Origin of the sequence: Sphingorhabdus sp., assembly GCF_029865925.1 — a bacterium.
Classification (GTDB): domain Bacteria; phylum Pseudomonadota; class Alphaproteobacteria; order Sphingomonadales; family Sphingomonadaceae; genus Sphingorhabdus_B.
On the sequence record NZ_JARXAI010000050.1, the window covers coordinates 1 to 23,361 of the forward strand.

The 23,361-nt window shown below is 54.0% G+C and carries 16 protein-coding genes; 11 read left to right on the forward strand and 5 right to left on the reverse strand.

The annotated features are described in order from the left end of the window. From QE270_RS04705 to QE270_RS04735, 7 genes are all read left to right on the forward strand, one after another. Positions 1-2,638: TonB-dependent receptor (locus tag QE270_RS04705; protein ID WP_300035940.1), on the forward strand; the 2,638-nt coding region annotated here is incomplete at its 5' end. A gap of 130 nt (positions 2,639-2,768) precedes the next feature. Further along, entirely contained in the window at positions 2,769-4,769 is a 2,001-nt protein-coding gene (locus QE270_RS04710; RefSeq protein ID WP_300036015.1) for a tetratricopeptide repeat-containing sulfotransferase family protein, read from the forward strand. 11 nt (positions 4,770-4,780) lie between these two features. Continuing rightward, positions 4,781-6,088, forward strand: coding sequence for an MFS transporter (locus QE270_RS04715; protein WP_300035943.1), 1,308 nt, complete (start codon positions 4,781-4,783; stop codon positions 6,086-6,088). Continuing rightward, positions 6,081-7,520, forward strand: coding sequence for an aldehyde dehydrogenase family protein (locus QE270_RS04720; RefSeq protein WP_300035946.1), 1,440 nt, complete (start codon positions 6,081-6,083; stop codon positions 7,518-7,520). The genes QE270_RS04715 and QE270_RS04720 overlap by 8 nt, the downstream gene beginning before the upstream one ends. Next, positions 7,517-8,704 carry a mandelate racemase/muconate lactonizing enzyme family protein gene (locus tag QE270_RS04725; protein WP_300035948.1) on the forward strand — a complete coding sequence of 396 codons (1,188 nt, stop codon included), beginning with the start codon at positions 7,517-7,519 and terminating at the stop codon, positions 8,702-8,704. Before QE270_RS04720 ends, QE270_RS04725 begins: the two co-directional genes overlap by 4 nt. Next, the gene (locus tag QE270_RS04730) at positions 8,701-10,326 is read left to right on the forward strand and encodes a GMC family oxidoreductase N-terminal domain-containing protein (protein WP_300035951.1); all 1,626 of its coding nucleotides are present in this window, start codon (positions 8,701-8,703) and stop codon (positions 10,324-10,326) included. Before QE270_RS04725 ends, QE270_RS04730 begins: the two co-directional genes overlap by 4 nt. 67 nt (positions 10,327-10,393) lie before the next feature. Further along, positions 10,394-11,308 (forward strand): LysR substrate-binding domain-containing protein, encoded by a 915-nt coding sequence (locus QE270_RS04735; protein ID WP_300035954.1) that lies wholly within the window; start codon positions 10,394-10,396, stop codon positions 11,306-11,308. Positions 11,309-11,319: 11 nt separating this feature from the next. Here the strand turns inward: QE270_RS04735 and QE270_RS04740 are convergent, their stop codons facing one another. The 3 genes from QE270_RS04740 to QE270_RS04750 form a co-directional block, all read right to left on the reverse strand. Further along, positions 11,320-12,273: an NAD(P)-dependent oxidoreductase gene (locus QE270_RS04740; RefSeq protein ID WP_300035957.1), complete on the reverse strand. Its 954-nt coding sequence runs from the start codon at positions 12,271-12,273 to the stop codon at positions 11,320-11,322. A gap of 146 nt (positions 12,274-12,419) precedes the next feature. Further along, positions 12,420-13,202: a lysophospholipid acyltransferase family protein gene (locus QE270_RS04745; protein WP_300035959.1), complete on the reverse strand. Its 783-nt coding sequence runs from the start codon at positions 13,200-13,202 to the stop codon at positions 12,420-12,422. Positions 13,203-13,330: 128 nt separating this feature from the next. Further along, positions 13,331-14,095 (reverse strand): SDR family NAD(P)-dependent oxidoreductase, encoded by a 765-nt coding sequence (locus QE270_RS04750; RefSeq protein ID WP_300035962.1) that lies wholly within the window; start codon positions 14,093-14,095, stop codon positions 13,331-13,333. Between the two features lie 163 nt (positions 14,096-14,258). Between QE270_RS04750 and QE270_RS04755 the strand changes: the two genes are divergently transcribed. The 4 genes from QE270_RS04755 to QE270_RS04770 are packed head-to-tail and all read left to right on the forward strand — an operon-like array spanning position 14,259 to position 21,443. Further along, positions 14,259-16,676, forward strand: a complete 2,418-nt coding sequence (locus QE270_RS04755) for an FAD-dependent oxidoreductase (RefSeq protein WP_300035965.1) — start codon at positions 14,259-14,261, stop codon at positions 16,674-16,676. A gap of 5 nt (positions 16,677-16,681) precedes the next feature. Then, positions 16,682-19,126: an FAD-dependent oxidoreductase gene (locus QE270_RS04760; RefSeq protein ID WP_300035968.1), complete on the forward strand. Its 2,445-nt coding sequence runs from the start codon at positions 16,682-16,684 to the stop codon at positions 19,124-19,126. Continuing rightward, positions 19,123-20,376 (forward strand): aromatic ring-hydroxylating dioxygenase subunit alpha, encoded by a 1,254-nt coding sequence (locus QE270_RS04765; RefSeq protein ID WP_300035972.1) that lies wholly within the window; start codon positions 19,123-19,125, stop codon positions 20,374-20,376. Before QE270_RS04760 ends, QE270_RS04765 begins: the two co-directional genes overlap by 4 nt. After that, positions 20,373-21,443: an alcohol dehydrogenase family protein gene (locus QE270_RS04770; RefSeq protein ID WP_300035975.1), complete on the forward strand. Its 1,071-nt coding sequence runs from the start codon at positions 20,373-20,375 to the stop codon at positions 21,441-21,443. The genes QE270_RS04765 and QE270_RS04770 overlap by 4 nt, the downstream gene beginning before the upstream one ends. Here QE270_RS04770 and QE270_RS04775 read toward each other — a convergent pair. Both QE270_RS04775 and QE270_RS04780 read right to left on the reverse strand, forming a co-directional pair. Further along, positions 21,440-22,756, reverse strand: a complete 1,317-nt coding sequence (locus QE270_RS04775) for an aspartate aminotransferase family protein (protein ID WP_300035978.1) — start codon at positions 22,754-22,756, stop codon at positions 21,440-21,442. The two genes, QE270_RS04770 and QE270_RS04775, sit on opposite strands and share 4 nt — an antisense overlap. A 121-nt stretch (positions 22,757-22,877) precedes the next feature. Further along, positions 22,878-23,360 carry an Lrp/AsnC family transcriptional regulator gene (locus tag QE270_RS04780; RefSeq protein WP_300035981.1) on the reverse strand — a complete coding sequence of 161 codons (483 nt, stop codon included), beginning with the start codon at positions 23,358-23,360 and terminating at the stop codon, positions 22,878-22,880. Position 23,361: the final 1 nt, after the last annotated feature.

Here is a 23,361-nt window from a genome sequence, read left to right on the forward strand (position 1 = left end):
CACTCCTGCATTTGCGCAGCAAACAGCTGAAGAGCAGGATCGCGGGATCGCGGATATCGTCGTGACCGCAACGCGTCGCGAAGAGTCGGCAAACAAAGTTCCGCTCGCGATTACTGCCTTGGGCGGTGACACGCTGAGCGATTTGAACATAACCAAATTCGAAAAACTGATCGAATATTTGCCAAACGTGCGCGCGGCTTCGCGCGGCCCAGGTGCATCTTCGATTTTTATCCGCGGCCTTTCGACGGATTCGCCAGGCTTGCAAATCGCAGGTACTGCCGGCCCGCAGCCAACGGTCGCTCTGTACATTAACGATGCGCCAGCATCACTCGTTGGACGTAACCTTGACCTTTACGCCGTTGATCTCCAGCGTGTCGAAGTCTTGGCAGGTCCACAAGGCACGCTCTTCGGGGCAAGTGCCATGGGTGGTGCGGTCCGCTACATTACCAATAAGCCCGACACGAGCGCATTTGGTGCCGGTTTCAACTCTAGCTACGCCTTCACCAAGGGCGGTGAAGAGAGTGTAGCCGGGGACGCATTCATCAACATCCCCATCATTAAAGATAAACTGGCAGTCCGCGCCGTGATGTATACCGACCGCCAGGGCGGTTACATCGACAATATTGCAGGAACTTTCCAAATGCCGTTCAACGGCAATGTAGGCGTTGCCGGAAAATTGCCGACTGGCAACCCATTGTTGGTTATGCGCGCAATTCAGTCGTGCCAAGCCACTGCCACCACTGCGGTTCCGAATTGCACAGGAAGTCTGTACCGTGCGCCTACTCGCCAAACCCTCAACAATGATGCATTTGTCGAAGATAACTATAATGACGCGACCTATCGCGGTGGCCGTCTTGCGCTGACTTGGAAGGTGACCGACGATTGGTCGGTCGATTTGATGCATGTGCGTCAGGAACTCGACACCGATGGCGTGTTCGATTTCGAACCCGACGTGGGCGACCTAAAGGTTACAAAGTTTAACGACAACTCGCTCAGGGACCGTGTCAACTTGTCTACATGGGCTGTTAATGGCCGCTTGGGCGCGCTTGACCTTATCTACACCGGTTCGTTTATGAAGCACCGCGCCACGCAGGTTGCCGATTATGCAGGATATTCGAACATCGGGCTATACTTGCCTTATTATGAATGTGATCGCGGCGTATATTACACGGCTTCTTATAACGGCAATATCGGCAATACTTGTTACACACCGAGCAAAACTTATCAGGTTCGTAACCGGACCGAGCGGATGACGCAAGAATTACGGCTAACAACACCCGCGGACAAGCGCATTCGCGGGACTTTCGGCTTGTTTTACGATGATAACAAATTGTTCGACAATACCGACTGGTCGTATTTGCAAGAAGCTGCTGGTTTCATCTACCGCCGTGCGCCGAACGCTTCGGTAAACGCCAATGATACTAGCGTCCGACCTGTGAAAGTTGGTTTTTTCAACGACGTTCAGCGCAGGGATAAGCAGTTCGCAGCCTATGGTGAGGCCTCGTTCGACATCATTCCGGAAACGCTGATTTTCACCGGCGGCCTGCGTTATTATAACGAGAAAGCCTCTATCAATGGCTCTTCGAATGGCAGCTTTGGCGGGGCGCGGGGCGTTTACAATGCAGCTGCGGGAACATATTCCGCTTCAGCATCGCCACCCAATGCGTATAATGTTAGCGCCAATCTAAATCAGCTATACGCTGATGCCTCACCTGCAAAATATGATGGCGTGCTGTACAAGGGCAATTTGACCTATCGCATCGGTGATGGCTCTCTGGTCTATGCAACCTACTCGGATGGTTTCCGTCCAGGTGGTTTCAACCGACGCCCTTGCAGAGTGCCAAGTGCTACTTGCCCCACTAACGCTGACTTTGTTCGTCTTGGGACATATGTACCTGACAAGGTACAGAATTATGAATTTGGCGGGAAGTTCTCGCTGCTCGACCGGCGTCTGCAAGTAAACTTCGCAGCGTATCAGATCGACTGGAGCAATATCCAGATTACGGTTTTCGATCAGAATATCTCGAACCAGACGTTTACCACGAACTTGGTTGATGCCCGGATCCGAGGTCTAGAAGGCGACGTAACGTGGCGCACCACGCCGGAATTGACGTTTAACAGTGCATTTTCGTTCAATGACTCCGAAATGACGAAGTACCGGAAAAATACAACTGTGCTCCGTCCATTGGGCGGCCCGCTTGCGTTGAGCCCCAAATTCCAGTTCAATGCGCGCCTGCATTGGGAAAAGGAACTTTCCTCTGGGCTCACTCCGTTCGCGCAGATTGGCGTTCATTATGTCGGCAAGAGCATCTCTGACGTTATCGACAACGTCAACATCAAGTATCAAGGATCTAACCCGACACTGGGCTACGCTGCGTCGATCCCTGTAACTTATAACGGCGTAACTGTCCGTCCCGGTGACGTAATTCTGCCCATAAAGGCTGCGCAGAACCTTGGTTCATACAGCACAGCTTCGGCATCGTTTGGTGTCTCGAAAGATGAATGGCGCCTGGAATTGTTTGGTGACAACCTGACCGATGAACGGCCAGAATTGTACAAGAACGGCAATGACGGTGAGCTTCGTACAACGACCTCACGTCCACGCACCATCGGACTGCGTTTCTCTTACAAAATCTAAGTGAAAAGGTTAGGCGCCCCTGGGAAACTGGGGGCGCCTTTCCACATTTGCATTTCTGCGTTGCGTTAAGCGTATGAAGTGCTGCAGGGTTCGTGCAATCGTTCGTCACATTATGGGAGAGTAGGTGACAATGTTGGCCGAGGCCTCGCCGGAAACTATTGAAGTCATGATGCGCGAAGCCCGGGCGCATCTGCAAAATGCCCGCTTGTCTGACGCGGAAGCAGTGTGCCAACGCATACTACAAACTGCGGCGGATAATATTGATGCGATGTATACTTTGGCCGTGTCGCAGCGAATGCAGCGCCAAGTGCCAGCGGCCCTCAAGACACTTGATAGTTTGATTGCCATTGACGCCAGCTATGGTCGGGCGTGGCAAGAACGCGGGCATTGCTTTCGCGATAGAGGTTTGCACGAACAGGCCATTGCCGCTTACCAGCGTGCAGTGACCCACAATGGCGCGTTGGTCGCAAGCTGGCGCATACTCTCGGAAATGCATGGCTCGGCTGGACGTGAGGGACCGGCCAACTTTGCCCATGCGCAATATGCGCATCTGTCTGCTCTTCCGCCTGAATTGTTAAGCGTTGCTAGCTTTATTCAGGAAGGGCGTATCTACAAAGCAGAGCAATTGTGCCGCGCATTCCTGCAACGCAACGGCCATCATGTTGAAGCCATGCGATTGCTTGCCGACATCGGGATGAAATTCAATGCCTATGATGAGGCGGAGTTTCTACTGGAATCGGCTAAGGTTCTGGCGCCCGACAATGTCAGCGCGCATTTCGATTATGTAAAAGTATTGCGCAAGCGCCAAAAATTCGAACTGGCACTCAGTGAGGCCGCGGAACTGCGGGAAAAAGAACCCGATAATCCCGAGTTTGAAATGCTGTACGCGAATGAAAATCTCGCGGTTGGTAACTTTGATGCGGCAATGCTCATCTATGAAGCGTTGCTCAGTTCGATGCCGAATAATCCCGGCATAAATCTGACTTACGGCCATGCGCTCAAGACTGTCGGGCGGCAGGATGATGCAATTTCCGCCTATCGCCGGGCCTATCAGGTGCGACCGGACTGTGGCGACGCTTATTGGAGTTTGGCCAATCTGAAGACATACCGTTTTGACGATCCCGAGATCGCCCAGATGCGGGAGCGACAAGCTTCGGCGATGACAGCGCTTGAAGATCGGTATCATCTCTGTTTTGCCTTGGGGAAAGCGCTGGAGGATCGCGGTGACTATGGCGCGTCGTTCGAATATTACGAGCTAGGCAACCGCCTGAAGCGAGAGGAACTTAAGTATAATCCCGCAAGGCTGACCAACGAAATGCGGCTGCAGCGTGAACTGGTGTCGACGGATCTCCTGAACCGTTTTTCAGGCGCAGGCTGTCCCGCGCCTGACCCGATTTTCATTGTTGGGCTGCCCCGCGCGGGCTCCACCTTGCTAGAACAAATTCTGGCATCGCACAGTCAGGTCGAAGGCACGATGGAGCTGCCGAATATTTTTGCCTTGGCCTTTCGGCTTGACCGGCGGCGCGTTGTTGGTGAGGAACCAGAATATCCCGGCAGCTTAGCGGATTTGACGCATGAAGATGTTACCCGCTTTGGCGAGGAGTTTATCCGCGACACGCAGATATACCGCAAGGGTGGCTCGCCCTTTTTCATCGATAAAATGCCCAATAACTTCCGTCACATTGGTCTCATTCACATGATCTTGCCGAATGCAAAGATCATTGATGCGCGGCGTGGGGCCATGGGTTGCTGTTTCAGTGGTTTTAAACAGCTGTTCGCTGAAGGTCAGGAATTCACCTATGGGCTTCAAGAAATCGGCCAATATTATTCGGACTATGTGCGACTAATGGACCACTGGGACACTGTTTTGCCCGGCAAGATTTTGCGCGTCCGCTATGAGGACGTCGTTGCGGACTTGGAAACACAGGTTCGTCGACTGCTCGACCATTGCGGTCTACCTTTTGAAGAGGCATGCCTCAATTTCCACCAGAATGAGCGCGCGGTCCGCACTGCGAGCTCGGAACAGGTGCGACAACCCATTTTTAAAAGCGGTGTCGATCAATGGGAGAATTTCTCTTCCTATCTCGACCCGTTGCGTGATGTATTGGGCCCAGAACTGGCCGCAACCTGAGGGGAATGAATATGGCAAGCAATGCTCCGAACGCGCCGGTAAATGCCGATGAAGTCTCCTCGCTGGGCCAGCGTTGGTATGTCCTGATCATCATGATGCTGGTGTACACGATCAGTATCGCGGACCGGTATGTTCTGTCCACGCTGCTTGGACCCATCAGTAAAGAGTTAAAGTTGAGTGACACGGAAACGGCATGGCTTGGTCTGCCGCTCGCGCTTTTCTATGTGATAATGGGAATTCCATTGTCATGGCTGTGTGATCGCACGAACCGCCGCAACCTTCTGGCCGCGTCGGTTGCCGTTTGGTCATTTATGACAGCGATTACGGGGTACACGCGCGGCTATTTAGACTTGCTTTTGGCCCGTGTGGGCGTTGGTATCGGTGAGGCTGGAGGCACGCCGGCTTGCAATTCCATTATCGCTGACTACTTTCCCGCCGACCGGCGCTCTATGGCTATGACCGTGTTTGCACTTGGCGCCCCGATCGGGGCCTGGCTTGGTTCGGACATCGCGGGCCTCGTCTCTACAGTTCATGGCTGGCGCGCCGCATTCTTTGTGCTGGGCGTGCCCGGTATCATTTTGGCGCTGATCATCATGGTAACGATTAAGGAACCCAAGCGTGGGCGCCTTGACGTGGTGAAGGAAGATAAAGCACCCACAATCATGGAAACGATGAAGTTCCTGTGGTCACAAAAATCAGCCGTGCATGCGATGATGGGCAGCGGGCTGTCAGCTTTTTGGGGTTGGGGATTGATGTGGTTCACGCCGTTGTTCCTGCAACGCACCTACGGCATGGACGAAGGCGAAGCCGGCGGCATGCTGGGCTGGATTTACCTTGTTGGCGGTATTGGTGCGTCTTTGTTGACGGCATGGGTTGTGGCGCGTCCTACCTATACCGACCCACGTAAAATTGCCCGGCTTTTGGCTGTGGTAACGGCATTGGCTACTGTCCCGTCGTTTCTTGCTTATTATACACGGGATCTGGGTGTGGCGCAGGTGATGTGGTGGCTGTTCATTCCGGCAATCTATTTCTATATTGGCCCAGCATTTGCACTTTGCCAGAACTTGGCTGCACCGAAAATGCGGGCCATGGCGGTAGCCATATCGTTGGTTATCGCCAATGTTCTGAACCTTATCGTTGCGCCCACAATTGTTGGCAGCCTAAGCGACTTTTTTGACGCTGTGGGTGGCGGGAATGCGGATTCTTTGCGTCTCGCGCAACTCATTCTCGCACCAACTGGCTTGTGGGCCGCGTGGCATTATTGGCGCGCCGAAAAATACATTATTGAAGATCAAAAGAGAGCCATTGGATATGTCTAATTTGCCGCTAAAATCCTATATTAACGGCGAATGGGTACTCCCCGCGACCTCGACCACGACTGTAGATGCCGTAAATCCGGCGACCGAGGAAGTTTGCGCCGTCGTTGCTGTTTGCGGGCGTGACGATGTCGATTTGGCCGTGACAGCAGCGCGCGCTGCTTTTGACGCCTACGCGGCTACTTCGCTTGAGCATCGGATCGCGTTGGTTGAAAAGCTGATCACCACCTTTGAACGGCGTTATGATGAGATGGTGACCGCTATTTCGACCGAGATGGGCGCGCCGTATGATTTGTCCCACGATGCGCAGGCCGAAAGTGGCCCCGGGCATTTGCGCGCGACGGTGAAGGCCGTACGCGAAATGACGTGGGAATATAATGTCGGCGTGGATGGCATTGTTGTGCATGAGCCTATCGGCGTCTGCGTACTTATTACGCCGTGGAACTGGCCGATAAATCAGATCGTGTGTAAAGTCGGGCCAGCTCTGATTACAGGCTGCACGATGGTTTTGAAACCCAGCGAGATGGCCCCTTTGTCGGCGCAGTTATTTGCCGAAATGGTCCATGAGGCCGGTTTCCCCAAAGGCGTGTTCAACATGATCCATGGTACGGGCGTATCTGTTGGTGATGCACTGACCAGCCATGCGGAAGTCGACATGATCTCCTTCACCGGTTCAACGCGTGCGGGTGTGCAGATTGCCAAAAATGCCGCGGATACAGTCAAGCGTGTTGCGCAGGAACTGGGTGGTAAATCGGCCAATATTGTTTTTGCCGACAGCGATCTGGAAGCAGCGGTGACACGCGGCGTTCTGCATTGCTATGGGAACACTGGCCAGTCCTGCAACGCGCCGACGCGTATGCTTGTCGAGCAATCGGTTTATGACGCGGCAGTTGCAATTGCTGCGCGCGCAGCGAAAGCCGCTCAGCTTGGCGACCCGAAGGAAAAGGGGCCACATTATGGCCCGGTGGTCAGCAAGGCACATTATGACAAGATCCAAGGCCTGATTCAGGTTGGAATCGATGAAGGCGCTCAGCTTGTTGCGGGCGGTACCGGTCGTGCCGACGGCTTTGATCGCGGCTATTATGTGAAACCCACAGTTTTTGCTGGCGTCCATAATAAGATGCGCATTGCGCAAGAAGAAGTGTTTGGGCCGGTGCTGGTTCTGATTCCGTTTAAGGATGAAGCCGATGCCATCGCCATCGCCAATGACTCGCCTTATGGCCTCTATGCCTATGTGCAGACCGGCGATATGGATCGCGCCCGCCGGGTATCGCGGCTCATGCGGGCGGGCGGTGTAAGCATTAATGGCACTAGCCAAGACTATATGGCGCCGTTTGGCGGCTACAAACAGTCGGGCAATGGCCGCGAATATGGCGAGTTTGGCGTACGTGATTTTCTGGAGATCAAATCGATCAGCGGGTTCCGCCCAGTATGAAGCTGACCGACATCGAAACCTTCGTCGTAGGCAACCCGCCGCCGCATTTTGGCGGACGCTATTTTGTCTTCGTCAAGATAACGACCGACAGCGGTGTGTCAGGTATCGGCGAGGCATATTGTGTGCCGTTTGAACCACACCTTGTTGCCAAGATGATTGAGGATGTATTTGCGCGTTATGTCGCAGGCAATGATCCTCACGATATCGAAACGATGTGGCGTCGGGTATATTCAAGCGGCTTCACCCAGCATCCTGATTTGACATTGATGGGCGTTTTGTCGGCGATCGAAATGGCGTGCTGGGACATCATCGGCAAAGAAGCAAATAAGCCGGTGTACAAGTTGCTTGGTGGGCAAGTGCACGAACGCTTACGTGCGTACACGTACATCTACCCGCGAGCCGGCGACACAAAAGATGTGTATCACGATCCCGATCTTGCGGCAGAACGATCGGCGGAATATCTGGCCCAAGGCTTCACCGCGCTGAAGTTTGACCCTGCCGGTCCGTATTCCGCATTTGATGGACGCCAATTGTCGTTGGAAGCGCTTGACCTATGCGCGCGGTTTGCAAAATCCTTGCGTGAGGCTGTCGGGATGAAAGCAGATTTGCTGTTTGGAACGCATGGGCAGATGACAGCAGCAGGGGCGATCCGGCTGGCCAAACGGCTTGAGCCATATGATCCGCTTTGGCTGGAAGAGCCTGTGCCGCCCGATGCGCCCGATGAAATGGCCAAGGTTGCAAGGGCAACGTCTATTCCCATTGCAACGGGTGAACGATTGACGACAAAATATGATTTCGCACGGCTGTTGCGCGCGGGCGCGGCGGCGATCCTCCAAATGAATCTGGGCCGTGTGGGTGGTATATTGGAAGCCAAAAAAATTGCTGCCATGGCTGAGGTTGATCATGTCCAGATCGCGCCGCATCTTTACTGCGGTCCCGTGGTTGGCGCGGCCAATATCCAGATTGCAACCTGTTCACCAAACTTCCTCATTCTTGAAAGCATTGAGAGTTGGGGTGGTTTTCACACTGAAATTTTGAAATCGCCCATCCGTTTTGAAGAGGGGCATGTCATTCCATCGACCGAGCCGGGGTTGGGCGTGGAATTAAACGAAGATGTTGCGCGTGCCAATCCATATACCGGCAATATGCTTCATCTCGAAATGACGCAGCACCCCGTCCAGTGACCGAGGAATTCGACTATATTATCGTCGGCGCAGGCACGGCGGGTTGTGTGCTGGCCAACCGCCTGACTGAAGACGGCAAATACAGCGTCTTGTTGCTGGAAGCTGGGGGAAGCGATCGGTCAATTTGGATTCAAATGCCCATTGGCTATGGCCGCACCTTTTTTGATAAGCGGATTAACTGGATGTACGATACCGAGCCGGTTGAGGCGCTGGGTGGAAGGCAGAGCTATTGGCCGCGTGGAAAGGTGATCGGTGGGTCAGGTTCAATCAATGCGATGGTCTATGTTCGGGGCCAGCCGCACGATTTCGATGATTGGAAAGCCTTGGGTAACAATGGTTGGGGATGGGACGATGTGCTGCCCTATTTCAAAAAGTCAGAGGATTTCGACTGGCACAGCGCGCATCATGGCCAAGGCGGGCCACAACATGTTACCGATGCCTCACCCTTTGCCCATCCCATTTGCCGCAGCTTTATTGAAGCCGCGCAGACGTTGGGCTTTCCAGCCAGCAGCGATTTCAACGGCTGTAAGCCAGAGGGCGTAGGCTATTATCAAATCAACACGCGTGGCGGTTGGCGTGCATCAACTGCGAACGCGTTTCTGCATCCGGCGCGAAAGCGTAAGACGCTGAAACTCCAAACCCGGGCGCAGGCAACGCGCATATTGTTTGAGGGACGGCGCGCAGTCGGTGTTGCGTACACGTCTAAGGGCGCAAGCGTAGAGGCGAAGGCACGGCGCGAAGTGATCCTAGCAGGAGGCGCAATTAACTCTCCACAACTGTTGATGCTCTCCGGTATCGGCGATGCAAGCCATTTGAAAAATGTCGGCATCGAAACGCTGGTCGATGCAAAAGCGGTGGGCCGTAATTTGCAGGACCATATTGCGGTGTCCTATTTTTACAAAGTGCGCACAGCAACGTTGAACGATGTCCTTCACCCGTTTTTAGGCAAGCTGCGGGCCGGTTTGCGCTACATTGCTGACCGGGCAGGGCCGCTGTCGCTGAGCGTCAATCAAAGCGGTGGTTTTGTGCGAAGCGACGCGACTAAAGCGCACCCTAATCTCCAACTGTATTTTAGTCCGGTCAGTTACACGAAGACCCCCTTGTCGGAACGAAAGCTTCTGAACCCCGATCCATTTTCGGCGTTTTTGCTGTCGCACAACCCCTGCCGTCCGACCAGCCGAGGGCATATTGAACTGACCAGCCCAGACCCTTCGCAATATCCGGCCATTCATCCGAACTATCTGGCGACGCAATCGGACATTGATGATGTGTTGGCTGGCAACCGGATATTGCGTGAGATCGCATCTACTAAGCCGCTTGCAGATATCATAACCGAGGAACTTGTTCCCGGAACACATGTGGATGGCGACGAAGCTTTGCTGGCCGATTTCCGCGCCCGTGCCGACACGGTGTATCACCCAACAAGTACCTGCATGATGGGGACAGATCCCGTCAGTTCGGTGGTCGATGCCCGCTTGCGCGTTCATGGTATCGAGGGTTTGCGGGTTGTAGACGCCTCGGTGTTCCCGACAATCACTTCGGGAAATACAAACGCGCCTACTGTCATGGTTGCCGAAAAAGGCGCGGCAATGATCTTGGAAGACGCAAAAAGCACGCGTTAATTTTATTTACCAGTTCTTTTTGACTGTGCTAACCCCATGCCATAGCGCGAATCTGGGGAGTGACGCGATGCATCCAAAGATTGACCTTAAACAATTACCGCCTCTGAAAGCACTTAAGGGCTTTGAAGCGGCAACGCGGCACCAAAGTATCCGCGACGCAGCAGACGAATTGTGTCTGACGCACCCTGCAGTCAGCCATCAGGTTCAACTTGTTGAAGATGCCCTTGGCGTAACCTTGTTTGTACAGGAAGGGCGGCACATCGTTTCGACGGAAGAGGGCAAAGTGCTCTATCCGTATGTACGCGCTGCGTTTGAATCCTTACTCGAAGGCGTCGAGGAAGTGCACCGCAACGCACTCGACAAGCCACTGCGTGTGCAAACCTATGTAACAGCTTCAATTCGCTGGCTTGCCAAGCGGGTGCCGCAGTTTTTGGCGGATCACCCCGAAGTCAAACTCTCACTGAATACATGCGCGGTCGAATGGGAGTTTGATGATGTCCACGCCGATGTCGGTCTGGTCTATTGTGAAGCTGAACCTGATCCAGCGAAGTTTTATTGGATGCCGCTGTATGAATATGCGCTATTTCCCGTGTGCAGCCCGGAAGTGGCCGCTGCGATGGGGCAAAATCCATCCCCTGAAGGTTTGATGACCAAGCCTCTGGTTGCTATTTATACCGAAGTGCAAAATTGGGAAACTTGGTTTGCTTCGGCAGGTGCGCCGTTTGAACCATCGGCTCCCTATCTTATGGTCGATACCTTGGCCGTTGCGCTCGAAATGGCGCTCAATGGCGAAGGGATAGCTTTAGTTAACGGTCCTTTTGTTGATCAGGACCTAGCGGCCGGTCGGCTGGTTCAACCTATCGCCCATAAGGCCGTATGTCCGGGTGCGTGGGGGCTCATCTGCCGCAAAGATATGAAAGAAAATCTGCGGATCCGAACTTTCATGGATTGGGTGTTCAAGAATGTGGAAAATAGCCGATAGGTCGTGGCGGATTAGCGTTTCGGAACCACCTCATAGCCGCGCTCTTCGGGTTCATCGTCCACCATATCGGCCGGAAAGCCAGTGCCCAAAACTTTGATGCCCAGTGGTTCTTCGTAACGGCGGATAATGTTTGGTGAAAATTCGCGAGAACCGAAGGCCTCTTCGCCCTCTTTGAAGATTTTAACGATTAACGGCGACAGTTCGACGGGGACATTGGCGGCGTGGGCAATTTTGTTGAACAGGCCGACATCTTTGCTGACCAGATCCATGGTGAAGTTAATGTCGCGGCTTCCGTTGAGAATGACCTGGCTTTCAGTTTCGTGGACAAAGCTGTTGCCCGATGAAATGCGGATAGCCTCATATGTTGTATTCATATCAAGCCCGATGGCTTTGCACGTTGTCAGCGCCTCAGCCAGCGCAACCAGATGCACTGTGCAGAGATAATTGGTCATCACTTTCAATTGCGACGCGGTTCCCAGATCGCCTGTGTGCAATATACGACGTCCCATTGTTGTCAAAACCGGCAGAACAAATTCGAACGCAGCGCGCGGGCCGCCGGCAAAAATTGCGATATTGCCAGTATCGGCGCGGTGACAGCCGCCGGAAACAGGGCATTCCATAAACATGGCGCCGCGCGCCTCGACCAGGGCCCCAAGCCGGATGATTTCACTATAATCGGTGGTGCTCATTTCAAGCCATACCTGCCCCTGGCGCATGACCTGCAGAAAGCCATCTTCGCCCTCGGCAACAGCTGAACTGGCGGCAGGAGAAGGAAGGCAGGTGATGATAAGATCTACAGCTTCGCCCAATTCTTTCGGAGAGGCGGCCGAAGATGCACCGCGCGCCACATATTCTGCAACAAGAGCATCATCTAGGTCGCGGACAGTCACTTCATGGCCATTGCGTATCAAGCTACCCGCAAGCTTTCCGCCGACATTGCCAAGGCCGATAAATCCGATTTTCATGATTGCAACCAGTCTATTTCCGATAGGCGTTGTCCGCCAATTGGGAAAAGTTAGAGCGCCGTCGGCGCGCCGCTACAATTGAAAAATTTGGCCAATTGGGTGAATTATTTTACTATGCGCTATTGGGTAAAGAGCGACCACCTAATTCAAGTGACGCTATATCCAAGCTTGGATGACAGCGCTGCCGCAATTCGAGAACGGGCAAGTGCGCACACGATTTTGCGATCCGCAAGGGCGCCTGGATCAAATGGTTCAAGGAAATGCACACCAACGTCGTAGCTTCCGGGCCGTGTAAATGCGCGCCAAGCGCTTTCCCAGCCAGTTTCCTCGCCCAGCCATGCGATATCGGGTCCGTCAATGCCAAAATCCAAATAGACAGGCTGAATCATCATCGGTTTGGGTGGGGGCGCGAGTGTGGCAAACAGCGATTGTTTAAACGGCAATAGCCCACGGCCATCGGATGTCGTGCCTTCGGGAAAAAGCGTGACTGACCAATTCTCTGCAATCGCTTCACGCAGCTCAGCCACTTGCTGTGCGACATTTTGTTTTTCAGAGCGGCTGATGAAAATCGTGCGATTTAACTTTGCGAGCCAGCCAATCACTGGCCAATCCCGAACGCCGTCCTGTGCCACAAAAGCAGATCCAGTGATCCCGGCTAAAATCGGAATGTCGTGCCATGAAATATGGTTGGCGACGAAAAATACATCTCTGCGCAATGGTTTGCCATAAACTGTGACGCGCGCGCCCAGAGCGCGTGCGCAAATGCGCAGGAACAGCATAGCCCAAGGCGAAGGTAGTTTCAGAAGGAGCCATAGAAGGTGAAGCGGCAATAATATTGCTAATGGCATCGCTATCCACAATATGCGCATCGCGCAAAGAAGATACGCTTGCGAACCGACCTTGGGAAAAGAGATAGAAATAGTCGTCATTGGGCTTCGCTTCGCTATTAAGACAATATCTCAGACAGCTTGTGCTTAGATCATAACTGTGACTATGCTGTGACGGTCCAAAGTTGCATAATATGACCTGCTCATTGGTGCAAGGCCGCGCAGTAGCCTTACCGTTTTTTTACACGAAGGGCATCCCAGCTGGCATCGGCAATCCATCCACCATCGACGGGTAAGCTCACGCCGTTGATGAAGCTGTCTTCATGCGCAAGAAATGCGATCGCCCGCGCAACATCCTCCGGTTTCGCAAAACGGCCCATAGGCACGCGGTTGATGATATCGGAATCGGAATACGCACCTGAACCTTGGTCTGCTTCGTCCATCTCGGTTTTAATCCAACCGGGGCATACGGCGTTTACACGGACACCGCGACTGCCCCATTCTGCGGCAAGGGTCCGGGTCAAACCGACCAACCCATGCTTGGATGCATTATAGGCTGAACGGTCGATCACGCCATGAAGGCCGGCAATTGAGGCAACGTTGACAATATTGCCGCGCTGACGCGCAAGCATTTGCTTACCAATTTCTCGGCACAGTAGAAACGGACCAGTCAGGTTAACGTTGATTACACGCTGCCATTGTTCGATACTGGTGTCTTCGGCGGGGGATATCATGCTGATGCCGGCATTATTGACGAGCACATCCGCTGCTTGGTGCTCATGTGCGATTTTTTTGGCCAATTCGATGACAAAAGCCTCAGACGAAATATCACCGGACAGCGCGGAGACACGCCCGCCGCCTTCTTCCAATATAGCGATTTGCGCATCAAGCGGCTGCACATCGGTCATGACGACATGATATCCTGTGTCAGCAAACATCTTCGCCGTCGCAAAACCGACGCCTTGTGCCGCACCTGTAATCAACGCAACCCGCATAGCTGAACTTTCATGATATGAATTTACACCGAGTTCCTTACATCCACTAGCGATTAGGACTCAAAAATTTTTTTAACCAGTCCCGTCATATTCCCCATTTGTGTCCGACCTCAAACCCGCCCTAAGGTTCCATCGTTTTAAAGCCTTAAGGAGCACAGCTATCATGCAAACATCGGCGCGGGTTGTTATTATTGGTGGCGGCATAATGGGGGCATCGTTGCTCTACCATCTCGCAGAGCTTGGCTGGACCGACTGTCTGTTGATTGAAAAGGACGAGCTCACATCCGGCTCCACCTGGCACGCCGCCGGGCAATGTCCAAACATCACCGGAAGCTATAATCTCGCCAAGATGCACGCGTATAGCAATGAGCTCTACCCGCGGCTTGAGGGGCTTACAGGGCAATATGTAAGCTGGCATAAATCGGGCGGCATCCGTCTTGCGACGAACGAACGCGAACTCGCGTGGATGCGCTATATTGAAGGCTTTTCGAAGATCATCGGCTTTGAAATGGAGATTATCCCGCCTGAGGAAATTCTCCGGCACAACCCGTTCATGACACTTGATGGTGTCATCGCCGGCGCGCGGACCACGGAAGACGGACATGCTGACCCATCGGGCATCTGCAATGCGCTTGCCATTGGTGCAAAGAATATGGGCGCGAAGATCGTGCGCAAAAACCGCGTGACCGCCCTGACCCAATTGCCATCAGGCGAATGGGATGTTGAGACCGAAAAAGGCACGATTCGCGCGGAAATCGTTGTAAACGCGGCCGGCTGCTATGCGAGGCAAATCGCGCAAATGGCAGGCATCGACATTCCGGTGACCAATATGGAGCATCATTATGTCGTCACCGATCCCATTCCTGCGTTCAAGGACCGCGAAGAAGAAATCCCCGTTATGCGCTGCCCGCATGTTTCCGGCTATTTCCGTCAGGAACAAAAGAGCGGACTAATCGGCGTATATGAGAACACCGGCTTGGCGGAGGCATGGGCTCCGCGCGGCGGGCACCCCGAGTGGGATTCCACCAGCGAGCTGTTTCCAGAAGATCTGGAGCGGATCGCCCCGTGGCTCGAACGCGCGATTGAGCGGATGCCTATGTTTGGTGAGGTCGGCCTGCGGCGCTTCGTAAATGGCGCTATCCCGCATACGCCCGATGGCGGACCGTTGTTAGGACCAGCTATAGGCCTTAAAAACTTCTGGCATTGTTGCGGTACCAGCTTTGGTATTGCGCAAGGTGGCGGCGCTGGCAAATATATGGCGCAATGGATGGTGTTCGGTGATGCCGACATCAATATGACCGAATTCGATCCGCGGCGTTACGGCCCATATGCAGACGAAAACTACAGCCGTGATAAGGTTTTCCTAGATTACCGGATGACGTTTACGACGCGGCTTCCTGGTGAAGAGGAGCCCGATGGTCGTCCACAAAAAACGAGCGCGCTTTACGGCCAGCTGCTTTCCGCCGGCGCCGTTTATGGCGAAACCTATGGCTGGGAGCGGCCCAAATATTTTGCACTCGACGGCGCTGAAGAAGAAGGCGGCTATAACCGGACCAACAGCTTTGCAGCAGTTGCCGCCGAGGTGAAGGCTGTTGCCGAACGCGTCGGTGTGCTCGATCTCTCCGGCTTTGCGAAATATGATGTGTGTGGCCCCGACGCGGAGGCCTTCCTCAACCGTATTTGTGCAAACCGTATGCCAAAGAAATTGGGCGGCATCGGCTTGGTCCATCCATTGTCGGTTCAGGGTCGCATTTACGGTGAAATGACGGTCACACGCTTTGCCGATGACAATTTTTATTGTCTGTCTGCTGCGGCCGCCGAACAGCGCGACTGGGACTTGCTGATCCATAGCAAATTGCCGCATGAGGATGTAACCATCCGCAATTTGACGATGGACCTTGGCGTTTTGGTGATGAACGGCCCTCGCTCGCGCGATGTGCTGGCAAAACTAACGAATGCAGACCTTGGTAATGAAGGTTTCCGCTGGCTCAGTGGTCAAGAGATCATGATTGCCGGCATAAAAATGCGCGCACTTCGGGTTTCTTATGCGGGTGAGCTCGGATGGGAACTGCATCCTGCGATCGGCGATCTTGCGGCATTGTATAATGCCGTTTGGGACGCTGGGCAGGAATATGGCATCGTCAATTATGGGCTTTACGCCGCCAATACGATGCGGGTCGAGAAAGGCTACAAGGCATGGGGCTCGGAACTTACGAACGAGCTTACGATGATCGAAGCCGACATGCCGCGCTTCATCAATTTCAAAAAAGACGATTTTGTCGGCAAGCAGGCTACGCTGGATGCACCTGACCGTTTCCGCATTGTCTATGGCGAGGTGGACGCAACCAATGTCGATGTGCGCGGCGCTGAACCATGTTTGATCGGCGACCACTGCATTGGCCTCACGACGTCGGGTGGTTATGGCCACCGTGTCGGCAAAAGCCTTTTCTTTGCCTGTGTGCCGCTTGAGAATGCGACGCCGGGGTCAAGTTTTGATATCATGCTTCAAGGCGAACGCCGTGTTGGAACGGTTTTGGAGCACCCGGCTTATGATGCCGACAACGCGAAGATGAAGGTCTAATTACCGTGGCGGAACTTCCCAAAAAAGCAAAAGTCGTCATCATCGGTGGCGGGGTCATTGGCTGCTCGATTGCCTATCATTTGACCAAGATTGGTTGGGACGATGTTGTCCTGTTGGAACGCAAGCAGTTAACCAGCGGAACAACATGGCACGCGGCAGGGCTTGTGGGGCAGCTGCGGCCGTCTATCAACATGACCAAGCTCGCCAAATATACGGGTGAACTGTATCGTGGGCTTGAGGCTGAGACCGGCCAGGCCACCGGCTACCGCCAGTGCGGTTCCATCTCAATGGCAACCAATCTCGAGCGGTTTGAGGAATTGAAGCGCAGCGCATCAATGGCCAAGGTGTTTGACTTGCCGGTTCATGTCGTGACGCCGGAAGAAATCAAAGACCTAGCGAATATCGTCAATGTCGATGACGTTGTAGGCGGAATCCACATCCCGAGCGATGGCTATGCCAATGCGGTTGATATCACGCAGGCGCTAGCCAAGGGCGCGCGCACAGGCGGCGCAAAAATCTTTGAAAACACAAAGGTCACAAAAATCCGGCACAATGGTGACCGTGTGACCGGTGTTGATACTGCGGAAGGTTCGATTGACGCCGACTATGTCGTGATTTGCGGTGGGATGTGGACTCGCGATTTAGCAGCCAGCGTGGGCGTGGCTGCGCCATTGCACGCGTGCGAACATTATTACGTGCTGTTTGAAGGTGTCGAGGGGATCGACAACACACTCCCCGTGCTGCGCGATTATGATTATTGCGGCTATTATAAATATGACGCGGGCAAACTGCTTGTGGGCGCATTTGAACCTAATGCCCGACCATGGGGTATGGACGGAATTTCGGAAGATTTCTGTTTTGACGAAATCGCAGGCAGCTTCGAACATTTCGAACCGCTTTTGCTGGATGCGATGCGCCGTGTGCCGGCGCTTGAAAAGGCAGGGATTCAAAAATTCTTCTGCGGCCCCGAGAGCTTCACGCCAGACGTGCGCTATCATCTTGGCGAGAGCGCTGAATTAAAAGGTTGCTTTGTCGCGGCTGGCCTCAATTCCATTGGCCTGCAATCTGCGGGTGGCGTGGGCAAGGTTATGGCCGACTGGATCCGCGATTGTATTCCGCCAGCAGACTTGTGGACTGTCGATATTCGTCGCAACATGCCTTTCCAGATTAACCGGAAATATTTGCGGGAACGCGTCACCGAGAGCCTCGGGCTTTTGTACGCAACGCATTATCCGTTTAAGCAATATGAAACCGCGCGCGGTGTCCGGCGCTCTGCGATCCACGACCGGCTGGTTGCGGCAGGCGCGTGTCACGGGGAAGCTTATGGTTGGGAGCGACCCAATTGGTATGGCGAAGCCGGCAGCACGCCAAAATATGAATATAGCTATGGCCGCCAGAACTGGTTTGAAGCCAATGCCGCAGAATGCAAAGCTGTGCGGGAAGCTGTTGGCTTGTTTGACCAAAGCTCATTCGCCAAATTCCGTCTTGAAGGCCGTGATGCCATGGCTGTTCTCAACCGCGTTTGCGCTAATGATGTTGATGTTGCGCCGGGCAAGCTGGTCTATACCCAATGGTTGAATGAAAAAGGCGGGATTGAAGCCGATTTGACCGTCACGCGCTTGTCAGAAACCGCCTATTTGATCGTCACAGGGGCCGAGACCGAGATTAAGGATTTCAATTGGCTGAAACGCCATACCCCCGATGACGCGCATGCGGTCTTGACCAACGTATCGTCAGGCATGGGTGTTATTTCCATCATGGGACCGAATTCGCGCGAATTGCTTCAGTCGATTTGCCCCAATGATTTGTCGCACGAGGCGTTTCCATTTGCCACGTCGCAAGAAATCGAGCTTGGCTATGCCGTCGTTCGCGCATCGCGGATCACATATGTCGGGGAACTGGGTTGGGAATTGTATATCCCGACCGAATTCATGACCGGCGTATATGACGAGATAGTCGCTGCGGGCGCGGCATTCGGCCTGAAGCATTGCGGCTACCATGCGCTCAATGCGCTGCGCATGGAAAAGGCTTATCGCCATTGGGGCCATGATATCACCGACGAGGATACGCCGCTGGAGGCTGGCTTGGGCTTTGCGGTAAAGATGGACAAGTTTGGCGGCTTCATTGGCCGTGACGCTTTGGTTGCACAGAAAGAATCTGGCCTAAAGCAGCGCCTCGTGCAGTTTCTGTTAAAGTCATCCGAACCGATGCTTTACCATAATGAACCCATTTGGCAGGGCGACCGGATTGCTGGATACATCCGTTCTGGCATGTACGCGCATACCCTCGGCGGTGCATGCGGGCTTGGGTATGTCGATGCCGCTGATGGTGCTGTGGTAGGATCAATTGGCGCTGATGACTATGAGATCGAGATTGCCGGTATCCGCTATCCGGTGACTGCATCGCTCAAACCATTATACGACCCCTCAAACGCCCGGATCAAAATATGACGACCGAAACACCGAATGCCACCATGCAACGGCTCGCCGCAAACACGCAGGTAGGGTATAGCTTTGATCAGGAATTTTACGCCAGTGACACGGTGTTCAAGGCTGATTTCGACGAAATCATTAGCCAGAAATGGCTGCTTGCGGGCCATGTGTCTCGGATCCCGAACAAGGGTGATTATTTCCTGTTTCGTGTTGGCAATGAACAGATCATCGTCATTCGCGAAAATGCAGATAGCGTTCGCGCCTTCTTCAACGTCTGCCGCCATCGTGGATCGACCATTTGTCAGTCGGAAAGCGGCAATGCCCCGCGCTTGGTCTGCCCCTATCACGCATGGACCTTCGGCCTTGATGGACGTTTGATTTCTGCGCGGCTTATGCCCGAAGATTTCGACAAAGCGGAAAACAGCCTGTTCGCATGCCATATCCGCGTGTTCCACGGCCTGATCTTCATCAATATGAACGAGGATGAACCCGTTGATTTTGATGCGACCTTCGGCGACATGGGGGCAATTCTCGAATATCATGGCTTTGCCGAAGCACGCATTGCGCATGCAGGCAGCTATCCAACGACTGCAAACTGGAAGCTGGTCGTGGAGAATTTCTTTGAATGTTATCATTGCGTCCCTTCGCATCCGGAATTCTGCTCGATGCACGCATCGGAATCGATCGTCGCCGTAGGCGCAGGACCAAGTTCTGGCCCAGCGGATGCGATCGCCAGCTTTACACCTAAGTTAGAGGCTTGGGAGGCAAGTGCCGCAGCTTCGGGCCGGCCAATCGGTAATATTGACGACGCGGCCGACAGCAGCCACCTGCGCCTGCTGATGCAACGGATGAACAAGGATGGCTGGGCCTCGGAAACACAAGATGGCTCCGCGCCCGCACCGCTGATGGGCAAACGGACGACAGCAGATGGCGGGCGGATGCATTTAAGCTTCAGCCCATTTAGCCAGATTGTTGCAGACGATCATTTCGCAATATTGTTCCTGTTTACGCCGCGCGGCGCACTGGAGACCGATGTGGAGATGATTTGGCTGGTTGACGGCCGCGCGACTGAGGCTGAAGTTGACATTGAAAAGATGATCTGGGGCTATCACGCCACGACCACGCAGGACAAAGTCATCACTGAAAACAATCAGGCAGGGATTATGTCGAGCCGTTATCGGCCTGGTCGATATTCCGAACAGGAAGGCAGCGTGCTTAACTTCCAGAAATGGTATCTGAACCAGTTTGGGCTGGCACGCGCCGAATGACCATCGCCGCCAATATGCGCGCGGTCCTGCTGACCGGCCATGGCGGCTATGACAGGCTCGACTTTCGCGATGACGTGCCCGTGCCAAAACCGGGCGCGGACGATGTCTTGATCCGCGTTGCTGCGGCAGGCGTCAATAATACTGATATCAACACGCGTATCGGTTGGTATTCCAAATCGGTTGCAGAGGCGACGGACGCGGGGGCGGTATCGGGTATAGAAGGCGCCGGTGACGATGGCTGGTCAGGCGCGGCTTTTCATTTCCCGCGTATACAGGGTGCAGACGCCTGCGGGCATATTGTGGCAGTGGGCCAAAATATAAATCCCGCGCGTATAGGTGAGCGGGTATTGGTCGAACCTGTCTTTCACGGGGCGAGCCGTTTTGACATTCTGTACTTCGGTTCCGAAGTCGATGGCGGGTTTGCAGATTACACCTGCGTCCCGTCACTGCATTCCCACCGCGTTGAATCGGGGCTTTCCGACATTGAATTGGCAAGTTTTCCTTGTGCTTATGGCACCGCCGAAAACATCCTGACGCGGATTAATGTGCAGGCGGGCGAGCGTGTTCTGATTACCGGGGCATCGGGCGGCGTTGGCTCTGCTGCCGTTCAACTTGCAAAACGGCGCGGCGCCGAAGTCATTGCGATGGCGTCGGATACAAAGGCCGAGAGCGTGCGCGCGCTTGGTGCGTCTCAGGTTATTCCCCGCGATGCTGACCTTGCCGCCTTGTTTCGGCCGGAGCATTTTGATGCCGCCGTCGATATCGTCGGTGGGCCGCAGTTCGGCGAGATCTTGAATGTCCTCAAACGGGGCGGCCGCTATGGCGTCTCGGGGGCTATTTCCGGACCAATTGTCGATCTTGATCTTCGGACGCTGTATCTCAAGGACTTACGGCTGATCGGTTGCACGGTGTTAGAGCCAGACGTGTTCGCAAATCTCGTTTCGTACATTGAGCGTGACGAAATCCAACCGGTTGTCGCTGCGGTCTATGACATATCCGACATCGTTAAAGCCCAAGAGGCGTTTTTGACGAAGCAGCATGTGGGAAAAATCGTCTTGTCGCTTTAGTCGACGGTTTCGATCAACTCACCAATGCGCCCGACAATCTCATCGATATGCGTTTTTCGCAGAATGAGTGGCGGCGACAGGGCAATGATGTCTCCAGTGGCGCGGACCAACAGGCCATTGTCAAAACATTTGTGGAATAGCTGCATGCCCCTTTTGCCAACGCCGTCGGAATGCGGCGCGAGCTCTATAGCCGCAACGATTCCCATGTTGCGGATGTCGATTATGTGTCGCTTGCCTTTCAGGCTGTGCACCGCGTCCTGCCAATAGCCGTGAAGCGAGCTGGCATGCTCAAAGATACCCTCCGACTTGTAGAGGTCTAAAGTCGCAAGGCCTGCTGCTGCGGCCAAGGGGTGGCCCGAATATGTATATCCGTGGAACAATTCGATGCCATCGGGGCCGCCTTCGACAACACCGTCGTGGATATGGCGGCTAATGGCGACAGCGCCCATGGGCACTGCGGCATTCGTCAGACCCTTTGCCATTGTTATGATATCGGGCGTCACGCCCAGCGTTTCAGATGCCGTTGCGCCGCCGACACGACCAAAGCCGGTGATCACTTCGTCAAAGATAAGAAGGATGCCGTGTTTGCGGGTAATCTCGCGCAGCTTTTCGAGATAGCCGATGGGCGGAACCAGGACGCCCGTTGACCCAGCCATCGGTTCTACAATGACAGCCGCAATGGTCTCTGCGCCATGCAGCGCAACGATAGCCTCAAGATTATCCGCCAAATGTCCACCCCATTCGGGCCGGCCCATCGTAAAGGCGTTATGCTCGAGATTATGGGTGTGTGGAAGGTGGTCGACGCCTGTCAACAAGTTGCCAAATTGCCGACGGTTGTTGACGATGCCGCCAACCGAAATGCCACCAAAGCCAACGCCACTATAGCCGCGTTCCCGCCCGATCAGGCGCGTGCGGGTGCCTTGTCCAATCGCGCGTTGGTAAGCCAGCGCAATTTTAAGTGCGGTATCAACCGATTCGGAACCTGAATTGGTAAAAAATATGCGGTCTAGGCCTTCAGGCATCAGCGCCGCTATGCGGGAAGCCAGTTCAAACGCGAGCGGGTGTCCCAACTGGAACGGCGGAGCATAATCCAGTTCCGCAGCACATTTTTGGATAGCTTCAACAATTGGGGCGCGGCAGTGGCCAGCGTTAACCGCCCAAAGTCCGGCCGTGCCGTCGAGTATCTGTCGTCCATCATCGCTGGTGTAATGCATGTCCTTGGCAGATTTAAGCTGACGCGGGGTGGTCTTGAAAGCCCGGTTTGCCGTGAACGGCATCCATAATGCGGCAAGGGGGTCATTTTCCAAATTCATAACTTCACTCCACCAACTCGTTTGGGTGCTTATGCGACTGAAAGGCTGTCATTCTCGATTGAAAAGATTGTTGTGTCCGGAAAAATTTTATGGGGATATCGCATGTTGAAAAATTGCCCGCTCATTGCTTTGGTAACAGCGTCGGAACGGACGTTTTGTAGATGACGGGCCTTAACGCAAAGCTTGTAGTCACATTGGCGACACCCTTTACGCGCGTCAGTCTGTGGCGCAGAAAATCCTCAAACTGGGTCAGAGATGCGACCAATATACGCAGCTGATAATCTGCCTCACCTGTCATCAGGTAACATTCCATGACTTCTGGAAAGCCGGCAACCGCCGTTTCGAATTCTTCCAGATGGCGATCATCCTGCTGATCCAAACGCACGCGCACAAATGCCGTGACCGATATACCCATTTTATCTGGATCAACCAAAGCCACATAGCGTGATATGGTGCCGTCGGCCTCCAGCTGACGAACCCGCCGCAGGCAAGGACTGGGCGACAGGCCGACCCGTTCGGACAGCTCCTGATTGGACATGCGCCCATCCGATTGAAGACAATCGATGATTTTGCGGTCAATCGTATCAATGAAATTTTTTGGCATA

Excerpts from the sequence above, each read along its gene's own strand:
- QE270_RS04720 (WP_300035946.1), top strand. The coding sequence starts at position 6,081 with ATGTCTAATTTGCCGCTAAAATCCTATATTAACGGCGAATGGGTACTC.
- QE270_RS04740 (WP_300035957.1), bottom strand. The coding sequence starts at position 12,273 with ATGAAAATCGGATTTATCGGCCTTGGCAATGTCGGCGGAAAGCTTGCG.
- QE270_RS04710 (WP_300036015.1), top strand. The coding sequence starts at position 2,769 with ATGTTGGCCGAGGCCTCGCCGGAAACTATTGAAGTCATGATGCGCGAA.
- QE270_RS04770 (WP_300035975.1), top strand. The coding sequence starts at position 20,373 with ATGACCATCGCCGCCAATATGCGCGCGGTCCTGCTGACCGGCCATGGC.
- QE270_RS04725 (WP_300035948.1), top strand. The coding sequence starts at position 7,517 with ATGAAGCTGACCGACATCGAAACCTTCGTCGTAGGCAACCCGCCGCCG.
- QE270_RS04745 (WP_300035959.1), bottom strand. The coding sequence starts at position 13,202 with ATGACGACTATTTCTATCTCTTTTCCCAAGGTCGGTTCGCAAGCGTAT.
- QE270_RS04715 (WP_300035943.1), top strand. The coding sequence starts at position 4,781 with ATGGCAAGCAATGCTCCGAACGCGCCGGTAAATGCCGATGAAGTCTCC.
- QE270_RS04765 (WP_300035972.1), top strand. The coding sequence starts at position 19,123 with ATGACGACCGAAACACCGAATGCCACCATGCAACGGCTCGCCGCAAAC.
- QE270_RS04780 (WP_300035981.1), bottom strand. The coding sequence starts at position 23,360 with ATGCCAAAAAATTTCATTGATACGATTGACCGCAAAATCATCGATTGT.
- QE270_RS04735 (WP_300035954.1), top strand. The coding sequence starts at position 10,394 with ATGCATCCAAAGATTGACCTTAAACAATTACCGCCTCTGAAAGCACTT.
- QE270_RS04750 (WP_300035962.1), bottom strand. The coding sequence starts at position 14,095 with ATGCGGGTTGCGTTGATTACAGGTGCGGCACAAGGCGTCGGTTTTGCG.
- QE270_RS04755 (WP_300035965.1), top strand. The coding sequence starts at position 14,259 with ATGCAAACATCGGCGCGGGTTGTTATTATTGGTGGCGGCATAATGGGG.
- QE270_RS04775 (WP_300035978.1), bottom strand. The coding sequence starts at position 22,756 with ATGAATTTGGAAAATGACCCCCTTGCCGCATTATGGATGCCGTTCACG.